The 20,794-nt window shown below is 46.5% G+C and carries 22 protein-coding genes and 1 other annotated feature; of the genes, 21 read left to right on the top strand and 1 reads right to left on the bottom strand.

All coding sequences use genetic code 11. The features are described 5' to 3' along the window. Positions 1–36 precede the first annotated feature (36 nt). Together BP97_RS0102380 and BP97_RS38605 are read left to right on the top strand one after the other, a co-directional pair. Positions 37–543, top strand: coding sequence for a ferritin (locus tag BP97_RS0102380; protein ID WP_028547673.1), 507 nt, complete (start codon positions 37–39; stop codon positions 541–543). 154 nt (positions 544–697) lie between these two features. After that, entirely contained in the window at positions 698–2,074 is a 1,377-nt protein-coding gene (locus BP97_RS38605) for an SPOR domain-containing protein (RefSeq protein ID WP_051620288.1), read from the top strand. Positions 2,075–2,122: 48 nt separating this feature from the next. Here BP97_RS38605 and BP97_RS0102390 read toward each other — a convergent pair whose 3' ends face one another. After that, a complete protein-coding gene (locus BP97_RS0102390; protein ID WP_028547674.1) occupies positions 2,123–3,424 on the bottom strand; it encodes an N-acetylmuramoyl-L-alanine amidase in 1,302 nt (433 codons plus the stop codon). Positions 3,425–3,547: 123 nt separating this feature from the next. Between BP97_RS0102390 and BP97_RS0102395 the strand changes: the two genes are divergently transcribed. The 19 genes from BP97_RS0102395 (at position 3,548) to nasC (ending at position 20,716) form a co-directional block, all read left to right on the top strand. Continuing rightward, positions 3,548–3,790 carry a DUF4321 domain-containing protein gene (locus BP97_RS0102395; RefSeq protein WP_028547675.1) on the top strand — a complete coding sequence of 81 codons (243 nt, stop codon included), beginning with the start codon at positions 3,548–3,550 and terminating at the stop codon, positions 3,788–3,790. A gap of 68 nt (positions 3,791–3,858) precedes the next feature. Continuing rightward, on the top strand, positions 3,859–4,464 hold the full coding sequence (locus BP97_RS0102400) for a Maf family protein (RefSeq protein WP_028547676.1): 606 nt from the start codon (positions 3,859–3,861) through the stop codon (positions 4,462–4,464). 57 nt (positions 4,465–4,521) lie between these two features. After that, complete coding sequence (radC, locus tag BP97_RS0102405) at positions 4,522–5,211, top strand: RadC family protein (protein ID WP_028547677.1); 690 nt, start codon at positions 4,522–4,524, stop codon at positions 5,209–5,211. A 99-nt stretch (positions 5,212–5,310) separates the two neighbouring features. Then, complete coding sequence (locus BP97_RS0102410; protein ID WP_028547678.1) at positions 5,311–6,345, top strand: rod shape-determining protein; 1,035 nt, start codon at positions 5,311–5,313, stop codon at positions 6,343–6,345. A gap of 34 nt (positions 6,346–6,379) precedes the next feature. Further along, entirely contained in the window at positions 6,380–7,240 is an 861-nt protein-coding gene (gene mreC / locus BP97_RS0102415) for a rod shape-determining protein MreC (RefSeq protein WP_028547679.1), read from the top strand. Positions 7,241–7,245: 5 nt separating this feature from the next. Next, a complete protein-coding gene (mreD, locus tag BP97_RS0102420) occupies positions 7,246–7,773 on the top strand; it encodes a rod shape-determining protein MreD (protein ID WP_028547680.1) in 528 nt (175 codons plus the stop codon). Between the two features lie 70 nt (positions 7,774–7,843). Further along, on the top strand, positions 7,844–8,497 hold the full coding sequence (locus BP97_RS0102425; RefSeq protein ID WP_028547681.1) for a septum site-determining protein MinC: 654 nt from the start codon (positions 7,844–7,846) through the stop codon (positions 8,495–8,497). A gap of 18 nt (positions 8,498–8,515) precedes the next feature. Then, on the top strand, positions 8,516–9,310 hold the full coding sequence (minD, locus tag BP97_RS0102430; protein WP_028547682.1) for a septum site-determining protein MinD: 795 nt from the start codon (positions 8,516–8,518) through the stop codon (positions 9,308–9,310). Positions 9,311–9,316: 6 nt separating this feature from the next. Further along, positions 9,317–10,462: an FtsW/RodA/SpoVE family cell cycle protein gene (locus tag BP97_RS0102435; RefSeq protein WP_028547683.1), complete on the top strand. Its 1,146-nt coding sequence runs from the start codon at positions 9,317–9,319 to the stop codon at positions 10,460–10,462. A 250-nt stretch (positions 10,463–10,712) separates the two neighbouring features. Next, positions 10,713–11,609, top strand: coding sequence for a M23 family metallopeptidase (locus BP97_RS0102440; protein WP_028547684.1), 897 nt, complete (start codon positions 10,713–10,715; stop codon positions 11,607–11,609). Beyond that, positions 11,602–12,486, top strand: a complete 885-nt coding sequence (locus BP97_RS0102445; protein WP_028547685.1) for a M50 family metallopeptidase — start codon at positions 11,602–11,604, stop codon at positions 12,484–12,486. The genes BP97_RS0102440 and BP97_RS0102445 overlap by 8 nt, the downstream gene beginning before the upstream one ends. Before the next feature lie 23 nt (positions 12,487–12,509). Next, positions 12,510–13,751 carry an Rne/Rng family ribonuclease gene (locus tag BP97_RS0102450; RefSeq protein ID WP_028547686.1) on the top strand — a complete coding sequence of 414 codons (1,242 nt, stop codon included), beginning with the start codon at positions 12,510–12,512 and terminating at the stop codon, positions 13,749–13,751. Positions 13,752–13,835: 84 nt separating this feature from the next. Then, positions 13,836–13,920: a sequence feature (ribosomal protein L21 leader region), on the top strand. A 14-nt stretch (positions 13,921–13,934) separates the two neighbouring features. Further along, entirely contained in the window at positions 13,935–14,246 is a 312-nt protein-coding gene (gene rplU / locus BP97_RS0102455; protein WP_028547687.1) for a 50S ribosomal protein L21, read from the top strand. 14 nt (positions 14,247–14,260) lie between these two features. Then, positions 14,261–14,590, top strand: coding sequence for a ribosomal-processing cysteine protease Prp (locus tag BP97_RS0102460; RefSeq protein WP_028547688.1), 330 nt, complete (start codon positions 14,261–14,263; stop codon positions 14,588–14,590). Positions 14,591–14,612: 22 nt separating this feature from the next. Continuing rightward, positions 14,613–14,924: a 50S ribosomal protein L27 gene (rpmA, locus tag BP97_RS0102465; protein WP_028547689.1), complete on the top strand. Its 312-nt coding sequence runs from the start codon at positions 14,613–14,615 to the stop codon at positions 14,922–14,924. A 137-nt stretch (positions 14,925–15,061) separates the two neighbouring features. Next, entirely contained in the window at positions 15,062–15,706 is a 645-nt protein-coding gene (locus BP97_RS34985; protein ID WP_051620290.1) for a Spo0B domain-containing protein, read from the top strand. 12 nt (positions 15,707–15,718) lie between these two features. After that, the gene (gene obgE, locus BP97_RS0102475) at positions 15,719–17,020 is read left to right on the top strand and encodes a GTPase ObgE (protein ID WP_028547690.1); all 1,302 of its coding nucleotides are present in this window, start codon (positions 15,719–15,721) and stop codon (positions 17,018–17,020) included. A 311-nt stretch (positions 17,021–17,331) separates the two neighbouring features. Further along, positions 17,332–18,564: an MFS transporter gene (locus BP97_RS0102480; protein WP_028547691.1), complete on the top strand. Its 1,233-nt coding sequence runs from the start codon at positions 17,332–17,334 to the stop codon at positions 18,562–18,564. Positions 18,565–18,583: 19 nt separating this feature from the next. Further along, positions 18,584–20,716, top strand: coding sequence for an assimilatory nitrate reductase catalytic subunit NasC (gene nasC, locus BP97_RS0102485; RefSeq protein ID WP_028547692.1), 2,133 nt, complete (start codon positions 18,584–18,586; stop codon positions 20,714–20,716). The last annotated feature ends 78 nt before the right edge of the window (positions 20,717–20,794 follow it).

Genomic DNA, 20,794 nt, shown 5'->3' on the forward strand with positions numbered 1-20,794 from the left:
TTTAAAGCAAACCATAAAATGGAAGGTAGTGTTATTTTGTTAAATGATGAATTAAGCCAAGCGCTCAATGAGCAAATGAATTTTGAATTTTTTTCCTCCCAAGTCTATTTGGCTATGGCAGCTTACTGTTCGGGCGAAAGCTTGGACGGCTTCGCTAATTTCTATATCGTTCAAGCTGAAGAGGAACGATTCCATGCGATGAAAATTTATAAGTTTTTAAATGATCGCGGAAGAAGAGCGACCATCAGTGGCATGGAGAACCCAAACAATGAATACAACTCCATACTAGAGGTTTTCCAGCACGCTTATGAGCACGAGCAAATCGTGACGAAGCGGATCTACCATTTGTCTGATATGGCATTAAACGAGAGGGAACACGCGACAATCCATTTCTTAAAATGGTTTATTGACGAGCAGGTAGAAGAGGAAGCCATGTTTGACAGCATCATTCAGAAGCTCAAACGGATTGATAAGGACAGCAATGCGTTTTTTATGCTAGATGCTGAATTTGCTCAACGGGTATTTACGCCTCCTGCGAATTAACAGCGCTCCCCAGAATTCAAGGCAATGAAGCGGCAGTAGAGGTACACTGTTCAGGTGTCGAGTTACATAAGTGAATAAAGGTCATGCTTGTTCTAATCCATAGTTCTCTCTCATAGTCTAGTAATACGAAAATGGACAAGGGAGAGAAGTAGGAATGAACAAGAACAAAATGACGTTTCGATTTGATCATAGCCCGGGGCGGAACAACGGATCTCAGCGCACAGGGAAGGAAGAATCTAAGGTGATACCGCTTCACGTGGAGGAATATCACGTAAAAGAAACGCTTCCGGCAGAGCATAACCTTATTCAAAGGAAAGATGAAGGAGGTTTATCATCCGGTTCAGAGCCGTCGCAGGTAAAACCGACTTTAATAGACGCTCAGCCATTAAATCTGTATACGACGGATTATGGCGGCTGGCAAAGCTCTTTTGATGCGGAAACGAATAGAGTCGAACAGCTGATTCGTGAGTCCAATCATGGAACAAAGAACAGAACAGGCAGCGGCCTTGAGCCGAACCATAGAGTACATGAGCATCAGGAACCGGTTCAGGAGCCAATGGAGCCTCTTAAGGACCATAGATGGTATGTTCCGGAAGAGCCTGTATATGTTTCAGGTCCGAGAAAACCGAATACATCCTGGATCAAAGTGGCGACTTCAGTAGCGGGTGCTATTGTGACGGGGATTGCTTTTGGATTTTTCGTCTTGTCGATGTTCTCTGACGATACAGCCGGGAAAGCCAATTTGAAGGAAGGCCAGAGCAGCTCCATTAGCGTTACGAGTCCGGGGGCAGCGGACAAGGGTGCAGCAGCGGTCAACAGTACAAGTAAGCCGTCTTCAGCAGATAAAGCAGGTGCTACAAACCCATCGGTCCCTGCATCTGCTTCTGCGGCGACGGGAATTGCTGCTAGCATTCCTGCCAAATCGTACAGCTTCCTGCAAAGCGGTGTATTCAGTACTCCCCAGAGTGCTGATGCGGCTCAAGCCGAGTTGAAGAAAAAGGGTTTTACTGCTGTTCGTGATACGGGAGAAAAATATCCAGTTTATGTAGGCATGTCGATGACCCGCGATGAGGCTATGGGGCTTTCCCAGCAGTTCAAGCAAAAAAATATCGATGTCATCGTGAAAAATGTGGAGCTGCCCGCGGTTAACAAAATGAAATGGAACGGGAAGCATGCCGAATCGCTTCCGAACTACATGAATCAGGGCGCTAAGCTCGTGCAATCGATCGTGCCTCTCGCTTTGACCCATTTATCCGAAACGAAGGCGACTGCACTCGATGCAACTGCACTGCAATCGGTAAAAACGGCGCATCAAGCTTGGACCGGATTGTCGGCAGCGGCAACCGAAGGGTTGGCAGACGATGCTAAAGCAGCACTGCAAAAAATGAACACAGCAATGAACACAGCGATTGTCTCCCTGGATGAGTACAAGAAGAACCCGGGAGCCTCTTATATGTGGCAAACCCAAGCCGCTTTGATGCAGTATGTCGTTGCGGAGAAGGATTTGCGCAAAATGGTAGCGATGGACTAAGGCTCCATAAGCTGAGCCTACACAAAAAACGACGAACCGCAGACAGCCCTAAGGCTGCCGGTTCGTCGTTTTTTGTGTGCTTTGCTTGTAGCGGTCGAGCAGCGAGGCCGCTTCCGCCCGGGTCATACGGCGGTCCGGCATAAACCGGTCCGCCGTAATGCCGTCGATCCAGCCTGCTTGCTTCAGGCTGGCGATAGCATTGGCCGACCATGCATCGGTCGGCACATCCTTGAACGGCGGCTGCGTCGCCGCCGTAGTGCTTGCCAGCGGCAGTGCCAGCCGCTGGAACATCGCGGCCACCTCGGCACGCGTGACGGGCTGGTCGGGACGAAGCGTCCCGTCCTCGTACCCGTCAAGCACACCGGCGGCCACAGCTTTACTCAAGGATGCGTAGGCCCAGTGCCCGGCCTTCACATCCTTGGCTTTTTCGGACAGGGGAGTACATACCCCTGTGCCATACACAACGCCTGTTACCGTAGTATCCGCGCAAACGCCCGTTGATGTGACTGGCAGGACCTGTGACAAGTTGAAGACACGGTCCAACAGAGTAATCCACTCTGCACGTGACATTTCTTTATTTGGCAAAAACTGATTGCCTACGCCTTCAATAATCCCCTGTGAGCTTAATCGCGTAATCGATTCCCGCGCCCAATGATCGCTAATGTCCGAAAAGGTGTCCTTTTGGCTTTGACCTGAAAGAGGCAAATAATCTTCTATGCCAAGAGCGATCGCTTGGGCCATTTTAGTTCTTACTTCATCATTGTTAAGCATGGCTGCATCTTTGGAGTTTGATAAGAAAGATGTCTCTACAAGAATGCTAGGGATGGTTCCCATTCGCACAACATAGACGGAGCTTTCCACCAAACCGAGGTTGTTCACCCCTACCGTCGTTACGAACTTGTTCAATACTTTTTCCGCCAATTCCTTGCTTTCCGGTGTAAGAGCGGCCATTTCCGGGCTTGCAGGATAATCGGTTTGTGGATAATCCTTATCATAGTATAAGACCATGGCTCCGCGAGATTCCGGATTGGAATATGAATTTGCATGAATCGAAACGAACAGATCCGCTTTCTGAGCATTAGTATAATCGACCCGATCTTTTAAAGATACATAGGTGTCGTTTGTCCGCGTCATACTCACTTCATATCCTTGCTGTAGTAGTAAGTCTTTTAATTTTTGTGCAATGTCAAGATTAATGGTCTTCTCATAAAGACCGTTCACTCCGATAGCTCCGGGGTCCGAGCCGCCATGTCCCGCATCTACGACGATTTTTGCCGCAAAAGCTGATGGTGGGAAAGCTATCAGAAGTGCTATTAGTAAGATCATGATAGTATAAGGCCGGCGCTTCAATTCGAATCCCTCCTCGTTATATTTTACAAGCTGTTCATGCGAGTTGTAAGCAGGTAACATTCTCCAAAATTATGCTATAATACGAGGTGTGCATATCATCTGATAGAGGAATGGGTACTCGAAGTGAAAAAAAATACATTTACTTTTATCTTATTGCTTATCATAGGACTAGTGGCTGGCGCCCTAGTGGGACAGCTATTAAGTCCGATATCCGCCTTATCGTTTTTGACGAAATCGGTCGAGCTTAACTGGGAACCGAAAGCGGATCTGCTTGTGCTTAAATACGATCTGCATATCCAGCTCAAACTAAATCTAATCAGTATCGCAGGGCTGGCAGCTGCATTTTGGCTCTACCGGAAACTGTAAAACAAATGAATCCGCCTTGAATTTTTGAAATGAAGGCCTACATACTATTCGAGCTAAGGAGTCTCTATATGTCGATTAATGAGCAAAAAACGCTGATTTTAGCTTCTTCATCACCGAGGCGGCAAGAATTGATCGGATCGCTCCAACTGCCTTTTGAGATTCGGGTAAGTGACGTGAATGAAGATACGGAGCCTGGCCTAAAGCCCCATGAGATTGTGGAACAATTATCCAGTCGCAAAGCGGCGGCTGTCTGCGAAATGTATAAACGAGAGCATCGTACGGAAGGAATTGTTATCGGATCGGATACGATTGTCGTTCTTGACGATGAAGTGTTGGGCAAGCCAAAGGACGAGCAGGATGCGTTTCGGATGCTGAATATGCTGCAAGGCCGAAAACATGAGGTATACAGCGGAGTTGCTTGCATGGATTTAAACACTGGAGAGCATTTGGTTTCCCATCATGTTACATCTGTTTACATGAAGCCGTTGACGAAGACCCAGATCGAGCGTTATATTGGTACGGGCGAACCGATGGATAAGGCGGGCTCCTATGCCATTCAGGGTCTGGGTGCTACGATTATCGAACGTATTGAAGGCGATTATTTCAATGTTGTTGGACTTCCTGTCTCGCTGCTTAGCGATCTGCTGGGGCGTTTGGGCATTGCTGTTATTTGAGTCTGCATCATGATATAATGATGGTTCCAACGACTTTTTGACGAAAGAGGGGAATGAATGGAATCGCCCAATTTAACATTGCGCGATGTCCCAAACGAAGAACGACCTAGAGAACGCATGATGCAGTATGGGGCTCAAGCATTAAGTAACGCGGAGCTGTTAGCTATTTTACTTCGTACCGGAACCGTTCAGGAGTCTGCCGTACACTTGGCACAGAGACTGCTGAGTCAAGCAGGTGGTCTGCGCAGTCTGGTCGATATGAGCTTGCAGCAAATAACCGAAATCAAAGGGATTGGCGCGGCCAAAGGCTTGCAAATCCAAGCTGGTATTGAGCTGGGCCGAAGACTGGCACGTAGCGGGATGAAAGAAACCGTAACGGTTCGATCTCCTGAGGATGTGTCAGGTTTATTGATGGAGGACATGCGTTATTTACAGAAAGAGCATTTTGTTTGTTTGTTTTTAAATACAAAAAATCACATCATTGGTCAGGAAACGTTATCTATGGGAAGTTTGAATGCGGCAATCGTACATCCCCGGGAAGTATTTCGGGCTGCAATTAAGCGAAGCAGCGCTTCGATTATTTGCGTTCATAACCATCCGAGTGGCGATCCGACCCCAAGCTCCGAAGATATTCAGCTGACTCAACGTTTGGTTGAAGCAGGCGAAATTATCGGCATCGACGTACTGGATCACATTGTGATCGGTGACAGAAGATACGTTAGTTTGAAGGAGCAAGGCATGATGTAATATAATAGTGGGAACCGTTGAAGTGAATGTTAATCGTGTAAAAACCTGGATTTTATAGCAGTTTTTTGGCATCGAGCCATTAGGAAGGGAGTACCGAGCATGTTTGGTGGTTTTACAAAGGACCTGGGGATCGACCTCGGGACAGCAAATACATTGGTCTATGTAAAAGGTAAAGGGATTGTAGTAAGAGAGCCATCTGTTGTGGCACTGCGTACCGATACCAAATCAATAGAGGCCGTAGGAAATGACGCAAAAAAAATGATTGGCCGTACTCCCGGAAACATTCGTGCAGTTCGTCCTATGAAGGATGGGGTCATTGCCGATTTCGATACGACTTCGACGATGATTAAATATTTTATCCGTCAAGCCCAGAAGGACCGCTGGCTATTTCAACGCCATCCAAGTGTGATGGTGTGCGTCCCTTCAGGAATTACCGCAGTGGAGAAGCGAGCGGTAGAGGATGCGACCCGTCAAGCGGGTGCTCGTGATGCATTTACAATTGAAGAGCCGTTTGCTGCAGCGATCGGTGCGGATTTGCCAGTATGGGAGCCGACAGGCAGCATGGTTGTCGACATCGGTGGAGGTACTACCGAGGTAGCGGTCATTTCTTTGGGAGGCATCGTTACAAGCCGCTCTATCCGGGTTGCAGGAGACGAAATGGATGAAGCTATCACTCAATACATTAAGCGAACTTATAATCTGATGATCGGGGAACGCACAGCGGAGTCGATTAAGATGGAGATCGGTTCGGCGCTGCCGATGGAGACTCCTGTTACCTTTGAGATACGCGGACGCGATTTGGTAAGCGGGCTTCCTAAGACAATGACAATAACTTCTGAAGAAATTACAGAAGCGCTCGGAGATACGGTGAACAGCATTGTGGATGCCGTTAAAGTAACATTGGAGAAGTGTCCGCCGGAGCTGTCCGCCGACATTATGGACCGTGGTATCGTGCTTACTGGTGGAGGCGGACTTTTACGCAATTTGGACAAGCTTTTGTCTCGCGAAACCGGTATGCCTGTTCTCGTGGCAGAGAATCCTTTGGATTGCGTAGCCATCGGAACAGGAAGAGCACTTGAAAACATTCATCTTTTCAAAATGAGATCAGGTCCTACAAGCAAATCCAGACGCTGATTATTAAGCTGTAAAGGTTAGAAGGTGTATAGCTTTGAAATTGTTGGGGAATAAAAGGCTGTTGATTTTGCTTCTCGGCCTTATTTGTTTCATTGCCTTGATGGGTTTGACGCTGGGCAAACGCGGACAGACAACTTGGCCTGAAAAGTTCGTAGGTGACACGATTTCGTGGACACAAGGATTATTTTATAAGCCCGCTGGCTACATAGCGGGTTTCTTTGAGGATATGAAGCAAATGCGTACGATTTTTGTCGAAAACAAAGTATTGAAGCAAACTTTGACAAAATATGCGCGCGATACGACTCGTCTGAATGATTTGGAGCAGCAAAACAAGCGGCTTCAGGATGCATTAGGCTTTACGGAGCGGCAGAAACAGGCGAACAACTACACGTTTCGAATCGCCGAGGTCGTAGCCGTCAGTCCGGATTCATTGAACAATACAGTGCGGATTAATCTGGGTGAAAAAGACGGAGTCAAGCCGAATATGGCGGTTGTTTCCGTGGATGGCTTGGTAGGTCGTGTCCTGCAAACCTTCTCCTTCTATTCGAATGTTCAGCTTCTTAATGGAGTGGATGACACTGCCAATGATTCCAAAGCGATTGCGGTAACGATCAAAAATCGCGAAAATGAATCATTCGGCATTATCGAAAGCTACGATCCTACCCAGCAAAAGCTGGTTATGACAAAAATTGATCCGAACGACAAATTGGAAGTCGGAGACGAAGTGATCACTTCAGGATTGGGGCAGGTGTTTCCAAGAGGTATTCCGGTTGGCAAAGTCATCTCAAGAAAACCGGGTAACTTCGGGATTTCTCATGAAGCGGTCATACAGCCTTTCGCCTCCTTTACCCACTTGCGTGAAGTGTTCGTCGTATTCGTTCCGGAGCAGGGGTGAGGCTAATGGCACGTAAATGGCTGTGGATCATCCTGACTGTTCTGTTGATTTTGGAAGGGACTTTGCTGCAGTGGATGATACCAAGCGTATGGCAATCCAAAGTGTTCGTAGCACCGCATTTCATGCTCGTTATCGTCCTGTATATCGGTCTTTATGTAAATCGGCACACAGCATTATGGTATGGACTCATTTTTGGCTTTTTGCAGGATTTGCTTTATTACTCTCCTATGCTAGGACCGATATCTTTTGCACTGGGGCTTACCGGCTATTTGGCAGGTTTAACGCACCGCCGACTTTACTCGAATATTGTCGTGAGCATGCTGGTCATTGCTTTTGGAAATTTATTCTACGAGGTTATCGTGTACGGACTGTATCGATTGTTCCAAACTACACACCTGGATTTGCATTGGGCTTTCTTCCATCAGATGCTGCCTAGCACCTTGATCAATTTGCTCTTTGCACTTATCGTCTATGTACCCGTAAGGAAGCTGTTTGAGAGCATGCACATTGCAACGTCCGCCCAGGAGGAATAATTTTCAGCGAAAAAGAAGGAGATATGCTGAAAAAAGCCGAATGTTATAGGCTAGGGGGTTGGAGGATTGTATGGCGGCAGTTAAGCATCACGTTACGATAAAAGGAGTTAAAGACGGGCTTGTATTTTTGCTTAATGATACCTGTGAATTTGATGAAGTCATCAAGGAGCTTAAACATAAGCTTGAAAAGACGCATCAGCAAATATTGACCGGCCCTATCATTCATGTTCATGTCAAACTTGGAACGCGGGATGCATCCGACGAGGAGAAAGAGCAAATTCGTTCCATTATTAGTCAAAAGGGAAACCTGCTGATCCAATCGATAGAATCGCAAGCGGCGGACCCTTCGGCGTCCGTTTTTCATAATATGCCGGATGTCAGACTACTCAAAGGGATCGTCCGTTCCGGTCAGACGTTGTCTGAAGAGGGCAATATTTTATTTCTTGGGGATATTAACCCCGGAGGCTCTATTGTCAGCTCAGGAAGCATCTATGTGATGGGATCATTGAAAGGTATGGCTCATGCGGGTGTGGACGGAGACGAATCGGTCGTTATTGCCGCATCCCATCTAAGACCTACTCAGCTCAGGATTGCCGGTATTATTAGCAGGCCGCCCGATGAGTGGGGGATCAACGAAGCTTTCATGGAATTTGCCTACATAAAGGAAGGCAAAATGGAAATAGATAAAATCCATCATATGCATAAAATAGTGGCTAAGCAGTAATGAGAAGGAGTGGAGCGTATGGGAGAAGCAATTGTCATTACTTCGGGAAAAGGCGGTGTCGGTAAGACAACCACATCCGCTAATATCGGGACGGCACTGGCGCTTCAAGGGAAAAAAGTTTGCATGGTCGACACCGATATCGGCCTGCGCAATCTGGATGTCGTCATGGGACTGGAGAACCGGATCATTTACGATTTGGTAGACGTAGCGGAAGGGCGCTGCCGATTGGCTCAAGCATTGGTGAAAGACAAGCGCTTTGACGAGCTCTACATGCTTCCTGCTGCTCAAACGAAAGACAAGCATTCGGTTTCGCCTGAAGCTGTACGGGATATCGTGCTGGAATTAAAGCGCGATTTTGAATTTGTGATCATTGATTGTCCTGCGGGCATTGAGCAAGGATTCAAAAATGCTGTTGCCGGTGCAGACAAAGCCATCGTAGTAACAACGCCGGAAAATGCGGCAGTGCGCGATGCGGACCGTATTATCGGATTGCTGGAGAACGAACGTATCGAATCACCTAAGCTCGTCATTAACCGTATTCGTGCTAATATGGTGAAGAAGGGCGAGATGCTCGATATAGACGAAATTTGCTCCGTATTGGCCATTGATTTGCTAGGTATTGTTCCGGATGATGAATATGTCATAAAAGCTGCCAATATGGGCGAGCCTACCGTGATGAATCCGAATTCTCGCGCGGCAATAGCATACCGTAACATTGCACGCCGTATATTAGGTGATACGGTACCGTTGATGCCAATGGACGAAAAGTCCGGGGTCATTAGCAAATTGAAGAAGTTTATCGGAATAGGATGATCGGAGTTGCTGCATAAATTAAAGAAGATCGATATTCCCATCGTTGTCATTCTACTAACATTCATGGTTATCAGCACACTGCTCGTGTACAGTGCTACGCTCGATGACCCGAATATTGTTTTCGATCTGAAAAAAATAATCCTCATCTACGTCATCTCTCTGATAGCCTTTGTCGGCTTAACATTTGTCGACTACCGTGCTTTTTTGAAAATATCTCCGTATTTGTATATTGCAGGCTTGGGCCTGCTTGCGGCGGTATATAAGTTCGGTATGGAAATCAATGGAGCGAAAAGCTGGTTTCAGCTTCCGGGAGGACTGCTGTTTCAGCCGGCTGAGCTGATGAAGCTTATGCTGATTATCGGATTAGCCGCATTTCTTGCCCGTAGGCAGGGGGAACCGCTGTTATTTTTTACCGATGTGATCCCTGTGGGTACGATTGTTTTAGTCCCTTTTGTTTTGGTTCTAATTCAGCCCGATTTGGGGAACGCGATTATATTTATCGTCGTATTCATCGGTATGCTGTGGATCGGGAATGTGAAATACTTGCATTTTTTGATAGGTGTGCTCATTGCAATCGCTGCATTGGTGCTGTTCATGTATTTGTTCACTCACTACCATGATCCTATCAAAACGTATTTCACGGAGAAGGGAAAAGGACACTGGGTTGCCCGGATGGACACCTTTATTAACCCTGAGAGTGCGACAAAGGACCAAAAGTTTCAGGTAGACAACTCCATTAAAGCGATTGGTTCCGGCGGATTGACAGGTGAAAAGTATTTGCAAGGGACATCCGTACATCGGCATTTTATCCCTTATGCATACTCGGACTCTATATTTGTCGTGTTGGCAGAGGAATTCGGATTTGTAGGCTCATCGGTACTGCTGCTGCTCTATTTCGTACTTATATACCGAATGATCCTGATATCGATCCAATGCGGGGACAAAGGAGGCTCCTACATTATTGTAGGCGTTGTCTCCATGTTCGTATTTCAAATATTTGAGAATGTGGGGATGCTGATCGGCATCATGCCTCTTACAGGCATCACGCTGCCTTTTATTAGTTATGGAGGTACTTCCTTGTTGATCAATATGATGAGTATCGCACTTGTGATGAGCGTTCGTGTCCATCAGGAGAAAGAACTCACCTATTAATAATAGCTATCTGTTAAGCATCCTGTTCTCAGGGTGCTTTTTTGTTTGGATTGAGTGAGGAAGCCGTCCTATTTGGAAGGGGATGATTTACTCTTCATATTTGGGTGTACAGGCTCATAGGATGATAGTAAACAAGCTCACACTGACTGAGCATCAGATGAACGTTGCTGCTGGATTGAAAATAACAAATGCACGTACTCGGAAAAAAGCAGCTTTCCATATTGAAAAAGCTCTTGGGAGGAATCCGCAGATGAATACAAAGAACAGTATACGTCAAAGAAGAATGGAGCGTATAAGAGAGCTGCAGGCTTCTGCAGAGCGTCGCCCTATGCCAACACAACAAACAGTTCGACATCAGGAGCTGTTGGAGCCTTACCGGCTCCCGGATCGCAGACGTGAAGAAGTATCGGATATGCCTCCTCAAGATGCAGAGCGCTGGAAGGATCCGGAATACGTATGGAAGCAAAAGTGGAATCATGATTTATCCCAGCGGGAGTATGAGTATGAAGAGGATTCGGAGAAAAGCCGATTTATGCCTAGCAAAGGAAGGTGGCGCTTCAAGCTTGTTGTTAGCTGTTTTCTATTTGCGATGATTTGGGGGCTGTTTCAATGGAATCATCCACTCGCTAACCGTGGAAAAGCCTACATCAGCTCGGCGTTGAATGAATCGTTCGAGTTTCAAACTGTGGCTCTTTGGTATGAACGACAATTTGGCGGGACGCCTTCGCTGCTTCCGGCCTTAAATACGCTTAATCAAGAAGAGGCGCAGAAAGTTGATTTCGTCTCCAAGCATTATTTTACACCTGTTAAAGGAAAAATTATTGCGCCGTTTGAAACGAGCCGTCTTGGGGTAACTGTAGAGACAAAGTCGGACATGCCTGTAGCGGCGATGGATACTGGCTTGGTCGTGTATGTAGGCAATAAGGAAGAGACAGGCTATACGATAATCATTCGTCACACTAACGGTTTGCAATCGGTTTATGGTTGGATAGAGCAAGGCAAGGTGGAATTAAACGACTGGATCAAGGGCGGTGAGACGATAGGCACCGTGTCCAAAAACAGCAGCAAACAAGCCGGTTATTTATATTTCGCGGTATCCAAGGACAATAAATTCGTCAATCCGGCGGATGTGGTACAATTTGAATAAGTGGAATCGTTTGTTTGGGGTTAAGCTCCGCTTTCATCCATTGTTCTCTATTGTAATACTTCTTTCGATTTTGGCCGGCTATTTTATTGAAACGGCTACGTTATTCGGGATTGTTCTGATTCATGAGCTGGGTCATGTAATGGCTGCTAAAAATTTCGGTTGGCGTGTAAAAGAAATCCAGCTTTTACCGTTTGGCGGGGTTGCTGTGGTAGAGGAGCTGGCCAGTGTTCCGGCTTGGCAGGAAATCATTGTAACGCTGTCAGGTCCGCTGCAAAATGGTATTATGATGGTAGCGGCAATGGCTCTTCAAGCAACAGGAGTGATTTCGGGAGAATGGAGTGCGTATTTCATCCAAGCGAATCTGTTCGTAGCATTATTTAATTTGCTTCCGATACTTCCTTTGGACGGAGGCAAGATTATGCAGTCTCTTTTGAGCTTATGGCTTCCTTACCAGAGAGTTATCGTTCTGAGTTGTGTGGCCAGTCTTGTTCTCAGTGTAGTGCTAATTGCAGCGGCAGTACTCCATATCATTTATGGAGGCTTTCAATTGAATTTATTTATAATAGGCTTGTTCTTATTTTACTCCAACTGGTATGCTTACAAAGGCATGTCCTATCATTTTATGCGCTTTCTTATTCATCGTGGAAACACGCTTAATCGTCTGATGCGTCAGGGTACGCTGGCACAGCCGATTGTTGTCGATGGAAGACGCAAAGTGACAGAGATTGTTCGCTTGTTTATGCGGGAGAAATACCATCTCGTGTATGTAATGGATGAGCGCGGTGCCATACGTGTCGTTCTTCCCGAACAACCGCTTCTGCAAACATATTTCAATGAATCGAAGCGGGGAAGTGCGATTTCCGAGCTTTTCATGTAAAATGAAGTCCGAGGTGGAAAATCATGAAGCGTATTCTCGTTCAATGTGGACAGGACCAAATCGAAGTAGCGGTAATGGAAAACGACAGATTGGTAGAGTACGATAACGAATTTCGCGGAGCGGAGCACTTGGCTGGCAATATGTACATAGGTCGGGTCGTTAACGTTTTGCAGGGGATGCAGGCGGCGTTTTTGGATATCGGATTAGAAAAAAACGCTTTTTTATATATTGATGACATTTTACCCGCACATTTGGAGAAGCACCCCAAACAAAAACCGCTAATTACGGAGCTCGTTCAAGTAGGACAATCGCTGCTTGTTCAAGTTGTCAAGGAACCGGTTGGTAACAAAGGGGCAAGAGTAACAACCCACTATTCGATTCCTGGTAGATGGGGTGTCTATATGCCGAGAGCCGATTACGTAGGGGTTTCTCGTAAAATTGAAAATGAAGCAGAGCGCGAAAGATTGAAGCATGCGGCGGAACGGCAGCTGATGGCTGGAGAAGGCTTTATTGCGAGAACGGCAGCTGAGGGAGTCGCCGAAGAGCTTATCACGGCAGACCTTGTAGACCTTCGCAAGCGATGGCAGGCTGTGGAGGAGCTTTCTATGCTTCAGGGCACTGTACCAAGAAAGGTGTATACCGATTTTGGACTGCTGCCGCGCTGGATTCGGGATGTGTTCCGGGAGGATGTTCACGAGCTGTGGGTTAACGACATGGATGCATACGATACGATTCTGACACTCGTCCGCGCGGTTTCGCCGGGGCTTTGCGAAAGAGTACGTCGGTTTGAGAACAACCGGGTAACTTTGTTTGCGAATTTCCATGCGGACGAGCAGCTCGAGAACGGCTTTAAGCGTAAGATATGGCTGGACAACGGGGGATATGTCGTTGTTGATCATACGGAAGCTCTAACCGTATTTGATGTCAATACAGGTCGATATACTGGGAGTGTTGATTTAGAGCAGACAGTAAAGGATACGAATCTTTTGGCTGCCAAAGAAATATCAAGGCTATTGAGACTGAGAGACATAGGCGGACTGATTATTATCGATTTTATCGATATGGATTTGGTTGCCCATAGGCAGCTTGTCCTCGATACTCTGGAGCAAGAAGTGAAGAGAGATCGTACCAAAACGGTCATTGAAGGCTGGACACGGCTTGGGTTAGTAGAAATGACGCGCAAGAAGGTCAGGGATGGTAAAGATAAGGTGACCATTCGCCGTTGTGCAGAATGTGAAGGTACCGGATGGTTGTGGACCAAATAAGGATATCCTTAGCGATGCATTGCAAATGAGAATAGGCATTGCAATCATGCATAGGCTGTGGTAATATATTCAGGTATGTTGCAAAACATGCTGTAACCGCGCGAAGCGGGTTTAAGAACACGTTCCATGTGGAACGGGTCACCTAGCTTAGGCGAGTCTGAGACATGAGGGAGGTGCAACGAAATGTACGCAATTATCGAAACAGGTGGTAAACAATACAAAGTTCAAGAGGGCGATGTTCTTTTCATCGAAAAATTGGACGCAGGTCAAGGTGACGCAGTTACTTTTGACAAAGTATTGGCTGTATCTAAAGAAGGCGGTTTGGTGCTTGGAGCTCCATTGGTAGCCGGCGCTGCTGTATCTGCAAAAGTAGAGAAGCATGGTAAAGGTGAGAAAATCATCGTTTACAAATACAAAGCCAAAAAGAACTACCGTCGTAAGCAAGGTCACCGTCAGCCTTATACTAAAGTTGTGATTGAAAAAATCCAAGCTTAATAAGGGACAAGGCTATGATTCGGATAACGATCAAGCGGAGACCAGACGATCGGATCGAGTCGTTCCGAGTAAAAGGTCATGCTTTATATGGTGATCCGGGCAAAGATATCGTTTGTGCCGGTGTATCCGCTGTGACTGTAGGTACTGTTAACTCTGTTGAAACCGTGTTGGGAGTAGAGCTGAAGGCGAACATGAAACATGGTTTGCTGGATGTACAGGTTCCCGGACATTTGGATGATGCTGTGTTAGAAAAAGTACAATTACTCTTGGAATCGATGGTCGTCATGCTGAAATCGATCGAACAATCGTATGGTGCATATATAGCATTGCAAGACACAAAATAAATGAAGAAGGAGGTAGACATTCATGCTACAATTAAATCTTCAGTTGTTCGCTTCCAAAAAAGGTGTAGGTTCCACCAAGAATGGTCGTGACAGTATTGCTAAGCGTCTTGGCGTTAAACGTGCAGACGGTCAGCAAGTAACTGCAGGAAGCATTTTGGTTCGCCAACGCGGAACGAAAATTCACCCGGGCAATAACGTAGGCATCGGTTCCGATGACACGTTGTTTGCAAAGGTAGAAGGCGTTGTGAAATTCGAGCGTTTGGGTCGTGATCGCAAGAAAGTTAGCGTCTACCCTGTGGACGCTGCTCCTGTGGCTGCGGCTGTGGAAGTATAATACGTCATCGACGATAACCCCGGCGATCCAGTGTCGCTGGGGTTTTTTGCGTAGTTAGGAAGCGGTGTGTGAACTTTTTCTAACAACATGCTATACTGGTAGAGTTAGGATCAAGTGCGGATCGGAGAGGGTACGCAATGATGTCGAAGAAGCCTGATAACGAGCAGATCGTTGTAGATTCTATTCAATCCCCGGAGGCTGCTCCTGTAGAGGATAGGGATACTGAACATAATCTTCGGTTCATCGGATTGTTAAATCATTATCGTCATGATTGGATGAATGAGATCCAGGTGCTGTTCGGTTATGTAAAATTAAAAAAGTATGAAAAATTAGAGAGCCTTATGGAGAAAATAAGACATAAGGTCCAAATGGAAAGCTATATAGCTAAGCTGGGGATACCGGATCTTATCGTGTATTTGCTTGCGTTTCAAATCGAGGTAAAAGAAATTACGCTAGAAATTGTAATGGAGCAAGAAGTTCACTTGAATGAGTTGGCTGTAGACCCACATCGGATTCATGCGATTGTCCGTGGAGTTATGGATACCTTTAAAGACAATGCTCGTCAAGGTTTTGATGGAGAGCATGACTTGGAGCTTCATTTCCTTCAAGAGAAAGAACGACTCGTTGTCAAATTTGTTTATCAGGGGATAGTAAAGGAAGCACGGCTTATGCAGTCTCTGCAAAAGATACGTCAGGCATCGAAGGCGTACGAGAGCTGGGATGTTGTTCAAGTGAAAGAAAATCAGGCAGTTGTAGCTATTGGGCTGTCATTGAATACATAATGAGGTGGATTCATGTTTGTAGATAAAGCGAAGATTTATGTTAAGGGCGGTGACGGTGGAGACGGCCTGGTCGCGTTCCGAAGAGAGAAGTATGTGCCTGAGGGCGGACCGGGTGGTGGTGACGGCGGAGATGGCGGAGACGTTATATTTCGTGTTGATGAGGGCTTGCGCACATTGATGGATTTCCGTTATCAAAAGCATTTCAAAGCAGACCGTGGAGAAAAGGGTCGTAACAAAAGTCAGCACGGAGCTAACGCGGATGATATGATCGTCAAGGTCCCGCCTGGAACTGTTGTAATTGATGACGATTCACAGGAGATTGTTGCAGATTTGACCCGTCATGGACAGCAGGTTGTTATTGCCAAAGGAGGCCGCGGAGGTCGGGGCAATATTCGCTTTGCTACGCCCAATAATCCGGCGCCGGAAATTGCCGAGAATGGTGAAGAAGGCCAAGAGCGTTGGGTAGTGCTTGAGCTGAAGGTCATGGCAGACGTTGGTTTAGTAGGTTTTCCAAGCGTAGGCAAATCGACCTTGCTGTCGGTTGTATCCGCGGCACAGCCTAAGATCGGTGCGTATCATTTTACAACACTGACTCCTAATCTCGGAGTGGTGGATGTAGGCGACGGACGCAGCTTCGTTATGGCGGATTTGCCAGGATTGATTGAAGGGGCGCATCAAGGCGTTGGTCTCGGACATGAGTTTCTGCGTCACATTGAACGGACTAGAGTTATTGTGCACATTATTGATATGGCTGCAACAGAAGGTCGGGATCCTTTTGAAGATTGGCAAAAGATCAATGAAGAATTAAACCTGTACAATTCCAAACTTGAAGAGCGTCCGCAAATTGTGGTTGCCAATAAAATGGACATGCCAGATGCTGAGGAGCTGTTGGGCGAATTCACGCGTCAACTGGCCGAAGTCAATCCGTCTACTCAAATTATCCCTATATCAGCAATTACGAAAAACGGGGTACAGGAGCTGCTGTATAAAATAGCGGATCTGTTGGAAACTATCCCTGAAATGCCGCTTGTTGAGGACCTCGTTGATTTGGCCGAGCGTAAAGTATATCGTCTCGAAGCTAAAGAAGATAATGATTTCACGATCACTCGGGAAAATGATACTTTCGTTGTGGAAAGTCCGAGTATTGAGAAGCTGATCAAACGGACGAATTTCAGCACGGAAGAAGCGGTTATGCGCTTTGCTCGGATTCTGCGTAAAAAAGGGATCGACGAAGCATTGCGTAGTCGCGGGGCGAAGGATGGACAGACGGTTCGTATCGGAGATTTCGAATTTGAATTTGTCGAGAAGGAATAGGTGGCGGCAAAGTCGAGCGATAAAACACCAAGGCTCATGTTTGTCTGATGAGGCTGGTGTTTTTTTTGTTTGTGCTGAAAACGCTGTAAAAACGAACGATCTGAAAGGAAAATCAATTTAATATTCGTTAAATGGTGAGTTGAATAGAGTAAATAGAAAGTATAAGAAAAAAAACAAGGAAAAACGTGAACTTTTTTCAAAAAAAGCGTTGAACTATACGGGTTTGAATTGTATAGTATATATGTGATAATTACTAACATGAATAATACATTTGAGTATTTTAAAAAGAGATAATAAGGAGGTAATGAGGAGTGGATGTAAAAAACTTTCGAAAATCAGGACATTTCCCGAGCTTGTTGTCAGCATTTATCTATTTTGATGTCAGTTTTATGATATGGGTATTGTGCGGTGCATTGTCACTGTATATCACCAAAGATTTTGGCTTGACAGATGCTCAAAAAGCAACGATGGTTGCTATTCCTACTTTGGGCGGATCCATATTTAGAATTCCTATGGGGATCTTGGCGGATCGGATAGGTTCCAAGAAAGCAGGGATCATCGGTATGGTATTAACATTGATTCCGCTTCTATGGGGCTGGCTGGGAGGAACAAGCTTAAGTCAGGTTCAAGCACTGGGCTTCTTGCTTGGGATTGCCGGTGCAAGCTTCGCAGTCTCCTTATCGTTGGCAAGTCGATGGTATCCTCCGCAGTACCAAGGTCTGGCCATGGGGATTGCGGGTGCAGGGAACAGCGGAACTGCACTGGCTACCTTCTTCGGTCCGCAATTAGCAACATCCATCGGATGGCATAATGTTTTCGGTCTTGCAATGATCCCACTCCTGCTGGTTTTGGTGGCTTACACCTTGATGGCCAAAGATAGTCCTAATCAACCTGAGCCCAAAAAATGGATTGATTATTTAACGGCATTCAAAAATATCGATACTTGGTGGTTCAGTCTGTTTTATGCGATTACATTCGGAGGGTTCGTTGGTTTTTCCAACTACTTCAGTATCTTTTTCTATGATGTTTATGGTGACAAGGCAGTTGCAGGCGGTTTGAGTAAAATCCAGATCGGATATCTGGTTACGATTACGGTTATTGCTGGGAGCTTCTTTAGGCCTGTAGGCGGCTACATTGCAGATAAAATCGGTGGCATGAGATTTATGATGGTTTTATTCTCTGTCATTACGATATGCGCATTTGCCGTTTCATCCATGCCGGCTTCGTTCATGGTCATGCTGGCAATAACAAGCTTAATGATGGCATGTTTAGGAATGGGCAACGGATCCATTTTTCAGCTGGTGCCTCAGCGTTTTTCCAAAGAAATCGGGGTTGTGACGGGGATTGTGGGAGCATTCGGGGGACTTGGAGGATTTCTGCTTCCCAATAATATATTGGGACCGCTAAAACAAGCTACAGGATCCCATGTGACAGGCTTTGTTGTCGTGGCGTCGATAGTGCTGGTAGTCACGTTAGTATTTTATGCCGTTACGCGAAGCTGGAGAAAGGCTTGGGCGACATCGGGCTCTGGAGTTAATTACTAGAAGTAGGTGAGAAGCAGAGATGAACGATTTTCTTAAGCATTTTCAGATGCAGCATGCTGCTGTTCCGCCGAAGGAAAAAATTACCAAAACGGAATGTCCCTACTGCAGCGTACAGTGCACAATGAATCTGCATGAGGAAAAGTCGATCAGAGTGAGCCGCTACTCCGTATCGCCGAACAAAGAAGACCCGGTCACCGACGGAAGATTGTGTGTGAAAGGATTGAATGCCCATACTCATGCTATTGATGAACGCAGATTAAAGAGCCCGATGGTTCGTGAGAATGGCAAGCTCTCTTCTGTTTCTTGGGAAGCCGCGCTGGAGCTGACAAGGATACAGCTGCAGGATTTGCAGAATAAGTATGGTAAGGATTCCATAGGCGTGTACGGAGGCGGATCATTAACGAATGAGGAGAGTTATCTGCTAGGAAAATTTGCACGGGTAGCTTTGCAAACTAAATTCATCGATTATAACGGAAGGTTCTGCATGTCTGCGGCGGCAGGAGCCTCCAACCTGACTTTAGGTGTGGATCGCGGCTTGACGAATCCTTTGTCGGAAGTACCGTTGGCTAAATGCATTATTCTAGCAGGCACCAATATTGCGGAATGTCAGCCGACCATTATGCAGTATTTCCGTAAAGCGAGGCAGGACGGGTGTAAAATCATTGTCATCGATCCCCGTGAAACGGCTACCTGTGCGATTGCAGATATTCATCTCAAGGTGAAACCGGGCTATGATGCGGCTCTGGTAAACGGAATGCTCAAGGTTATTGTAGATGAGGGTTATGTAGATCAGGGATTTGTAGAACAAAGAACCAACGGGTATACCGAGCTAAAGGAGCATTTGAAGCAGGTATCTTTATCTGAAGCTGCCGCTTTAAGCGGAGTTTCTCCTCAGCTCATAATAGAAGCGGCCAGAATGTACGGTCAGGCAGAGACCGGAATGGTGTTCACGGCGCGGGGAGTAGAGCAGCACGCTAGCGGAGTGGCCAATGTTCGCAATTTTCTTAATCTGGTGCTGCTCACCGGTAAAATAGGGCGTCCCGGATGCGGCTATGGAGCTATTACGGGGCAAGCGAACGGCCAAGGCGGCCGTGAGCATGGACAGAAGGCGGACCAGCTTCCTGGGTATAGGTTGATCGAAAATCCGGAGCATAGGGCCTACATTGCCCAAGTGTGGGGAGTCCCGGAAGAAGAGCTTCCGCGTAAAGGAGTGTCCGCCTATGAAATGATGGAAGCCATAGACCGTGGGGAAATTATAGGGCTGATCATTCTATCCTCTAATCCTGTTGTTTCCAACCCGAACAGTCATTTGGTAGAGAAAGCGTTGAAAAAGCTGAAGTTCCTTGTCGTCATTGATTTGTTTCAATCGGAAACATCGAAGTTTGCTCACATGCTGCTGCCAGGTTCCGCTTATTTAGAGGATGAAGGGACAATGACTCAGCTTGAAGGACGCGTAATGGTGAGAAGAGCATTGAAGCCGTTGCCGGGTAAAGCTCGATTGGACTGGCGGATTCTATGCGACATAGCTTCTGTGCTAGGAAAAGGACAATATTTCCAATATGAATCTGCGGAGGATATCTTTAACGAGCTGCGGCTTGCTTCCAAAGGAGGTTTGGCGGATTACTACGGAATGACATATTCCAAGATAGAGGAACAGAAAGGCATGTTTTGGCCGTGCCCAGAAGAAGGGCATACTGGTACGCCTCGCATGTTCGAGGATCGATTTGCTCATGAAGACGGAAGGGCGCGTCTCGTACCGATACAGCATCAAAATCCGAAAGAGGTTCCGACCCGGAAATACCCGCTTATTCTCACAACAGGGCGTGTTCTTCAGCACTATTTGTCGGGGGTTCAGACGAGAAACACCCCTGAGCTGAATTCCAAGTATCCTGAGCCTTTGATGGAAATACATCCGGATGCTGCTGCTGAGAGCGGGCTAGTGAATGGCGGGTATGCGAGAGTTACATCCAAGCGTGGGTCGATCCGGCTAAAAGTGAAATTTTCACAGAAAATTAGACGAGACACGGTATTCGTTCCGTTTCATTGGGGAGAAGATCAATGTATCAATCGGCTGACCAATCCTGCTCTGGACCCAATGTGCAGGATGCCTGAGTTTAAGGTTTGTGCGGTTCGTGTGGAGCCCTTGTCCTAACTGGAAGCTTGCGTCGTGAAGGGGAAACCGCTATTGCTTTAAAGGATGACTGACGCCACCATTCTCAAAGGCTTCCAT

It is taken from the genome of Paenibacillus sp. UNC451MF (assembly GCF_000686845.1).
GTDB lineage: Bacteria > Bacillota > Bacilli > Paenibacillales > NBRC-103111 > Paenibacillus_S.

Bases quoted from the DNA above. Each gene is read 5' to 3' on its own strand.
- BP97_RS38605 (WP_051620288.1), top strand. From the start codon at position 698: ATGAACAAGAACAAAATGACGTTTCGATTTGATCATAGCCCGGGGCGG.
- BP97_RS0102400 (WP_028547676.1), top strand. From the start codon at position 3,859: ATGTCGATTAATGAGCAAAAAACGCTGATTTTAGCTTCTTCATCACCG.
- radC (WP_028547677.1), top strand. From the start codon at position 4,522: ATGGAATCGCCCAATTTAACATTGCGCGATGTCCCAAACGAAGAACGA.
- BP97_RS0102410 (WP_028547678.1), top strand. From the start codon at position 5,311: ATGTTTGGTGGTTTTACAAAGGACCTGGGGATCGACCTCGGGACAGCA.
- mreD (WP_028547680.1), top strand. From the start codon at position 7,246: ATGGCACGTAAATGGCTGTGGATCATCCTGACTGTTCTGTTGATTTTG.
- BP97_RS0102425 (WP_028547681.1), top strand. From the start codon at position 7,844: ATGGCGGCAGTTAAGCATCACGTTACGATAAAAGGAGTTAAAGACGGG.
- minD (WP_028547682.1), top strand. From the start codon at position 8,516: ATGGGAGAAGCAATTGTCATTACTTCGGGAAAAGGCGGTGTCGGTAAG.
- BP97_RS0102440 (WP_028547684.1), top strand. From the start codon at position 10,713: ATGAATACAAAGAACAGTATACGTCAAAGAAGAATGGAGCGTATAAGA.
- BP97_RS0102450 (WP_028547686.1), top strand. From the start codon at position 12,510: ATGAAGCGTATTCTCGTTCAATGTGGACAGGACCAAATCGAAGTAGCG.
- rplU (WP_028547687.1), top strand. From the start codon at position 13,935: ATGTACGCAATTATCGAAACAGGTGGTAAACAATACAAAGTTCAAGAG.
- BP97_RS0102460 (WP_028547688.1), top strand. From the start codon at position 14,261: ATGATTCGGATAACGATCAAGCGGAGACCAGACGATCGGATCGAGTCG.
- rpmA (WP_028547689.1), top strand. From the start codon at position 14,613: ATGCTACAATTAAATCTTCAGTTGTTCGCTTCCAAAAAAGGTGTAGGT.
- BP97_RS34985 (WP_051620290.1), top strand. From the start codon at position 15,062: ATGATGTCGAAGAAGCCTGATAACGAGCAGATCGTTGTAGATTCTATT.
- obgE (WP_028547690.1), top strand. From the start codon at position 15,719: ATGTTTGTAGATAAAGCGAAGATTTATGTTAAGGGCGGTGACGGTGGA.
- nasC (WP_028547692.1), top strand. From the start codon at position 18,584: ATGAACGATTTTCTTAAGCATTTTCAGATGCAGCATGCTGCTGTTCCG.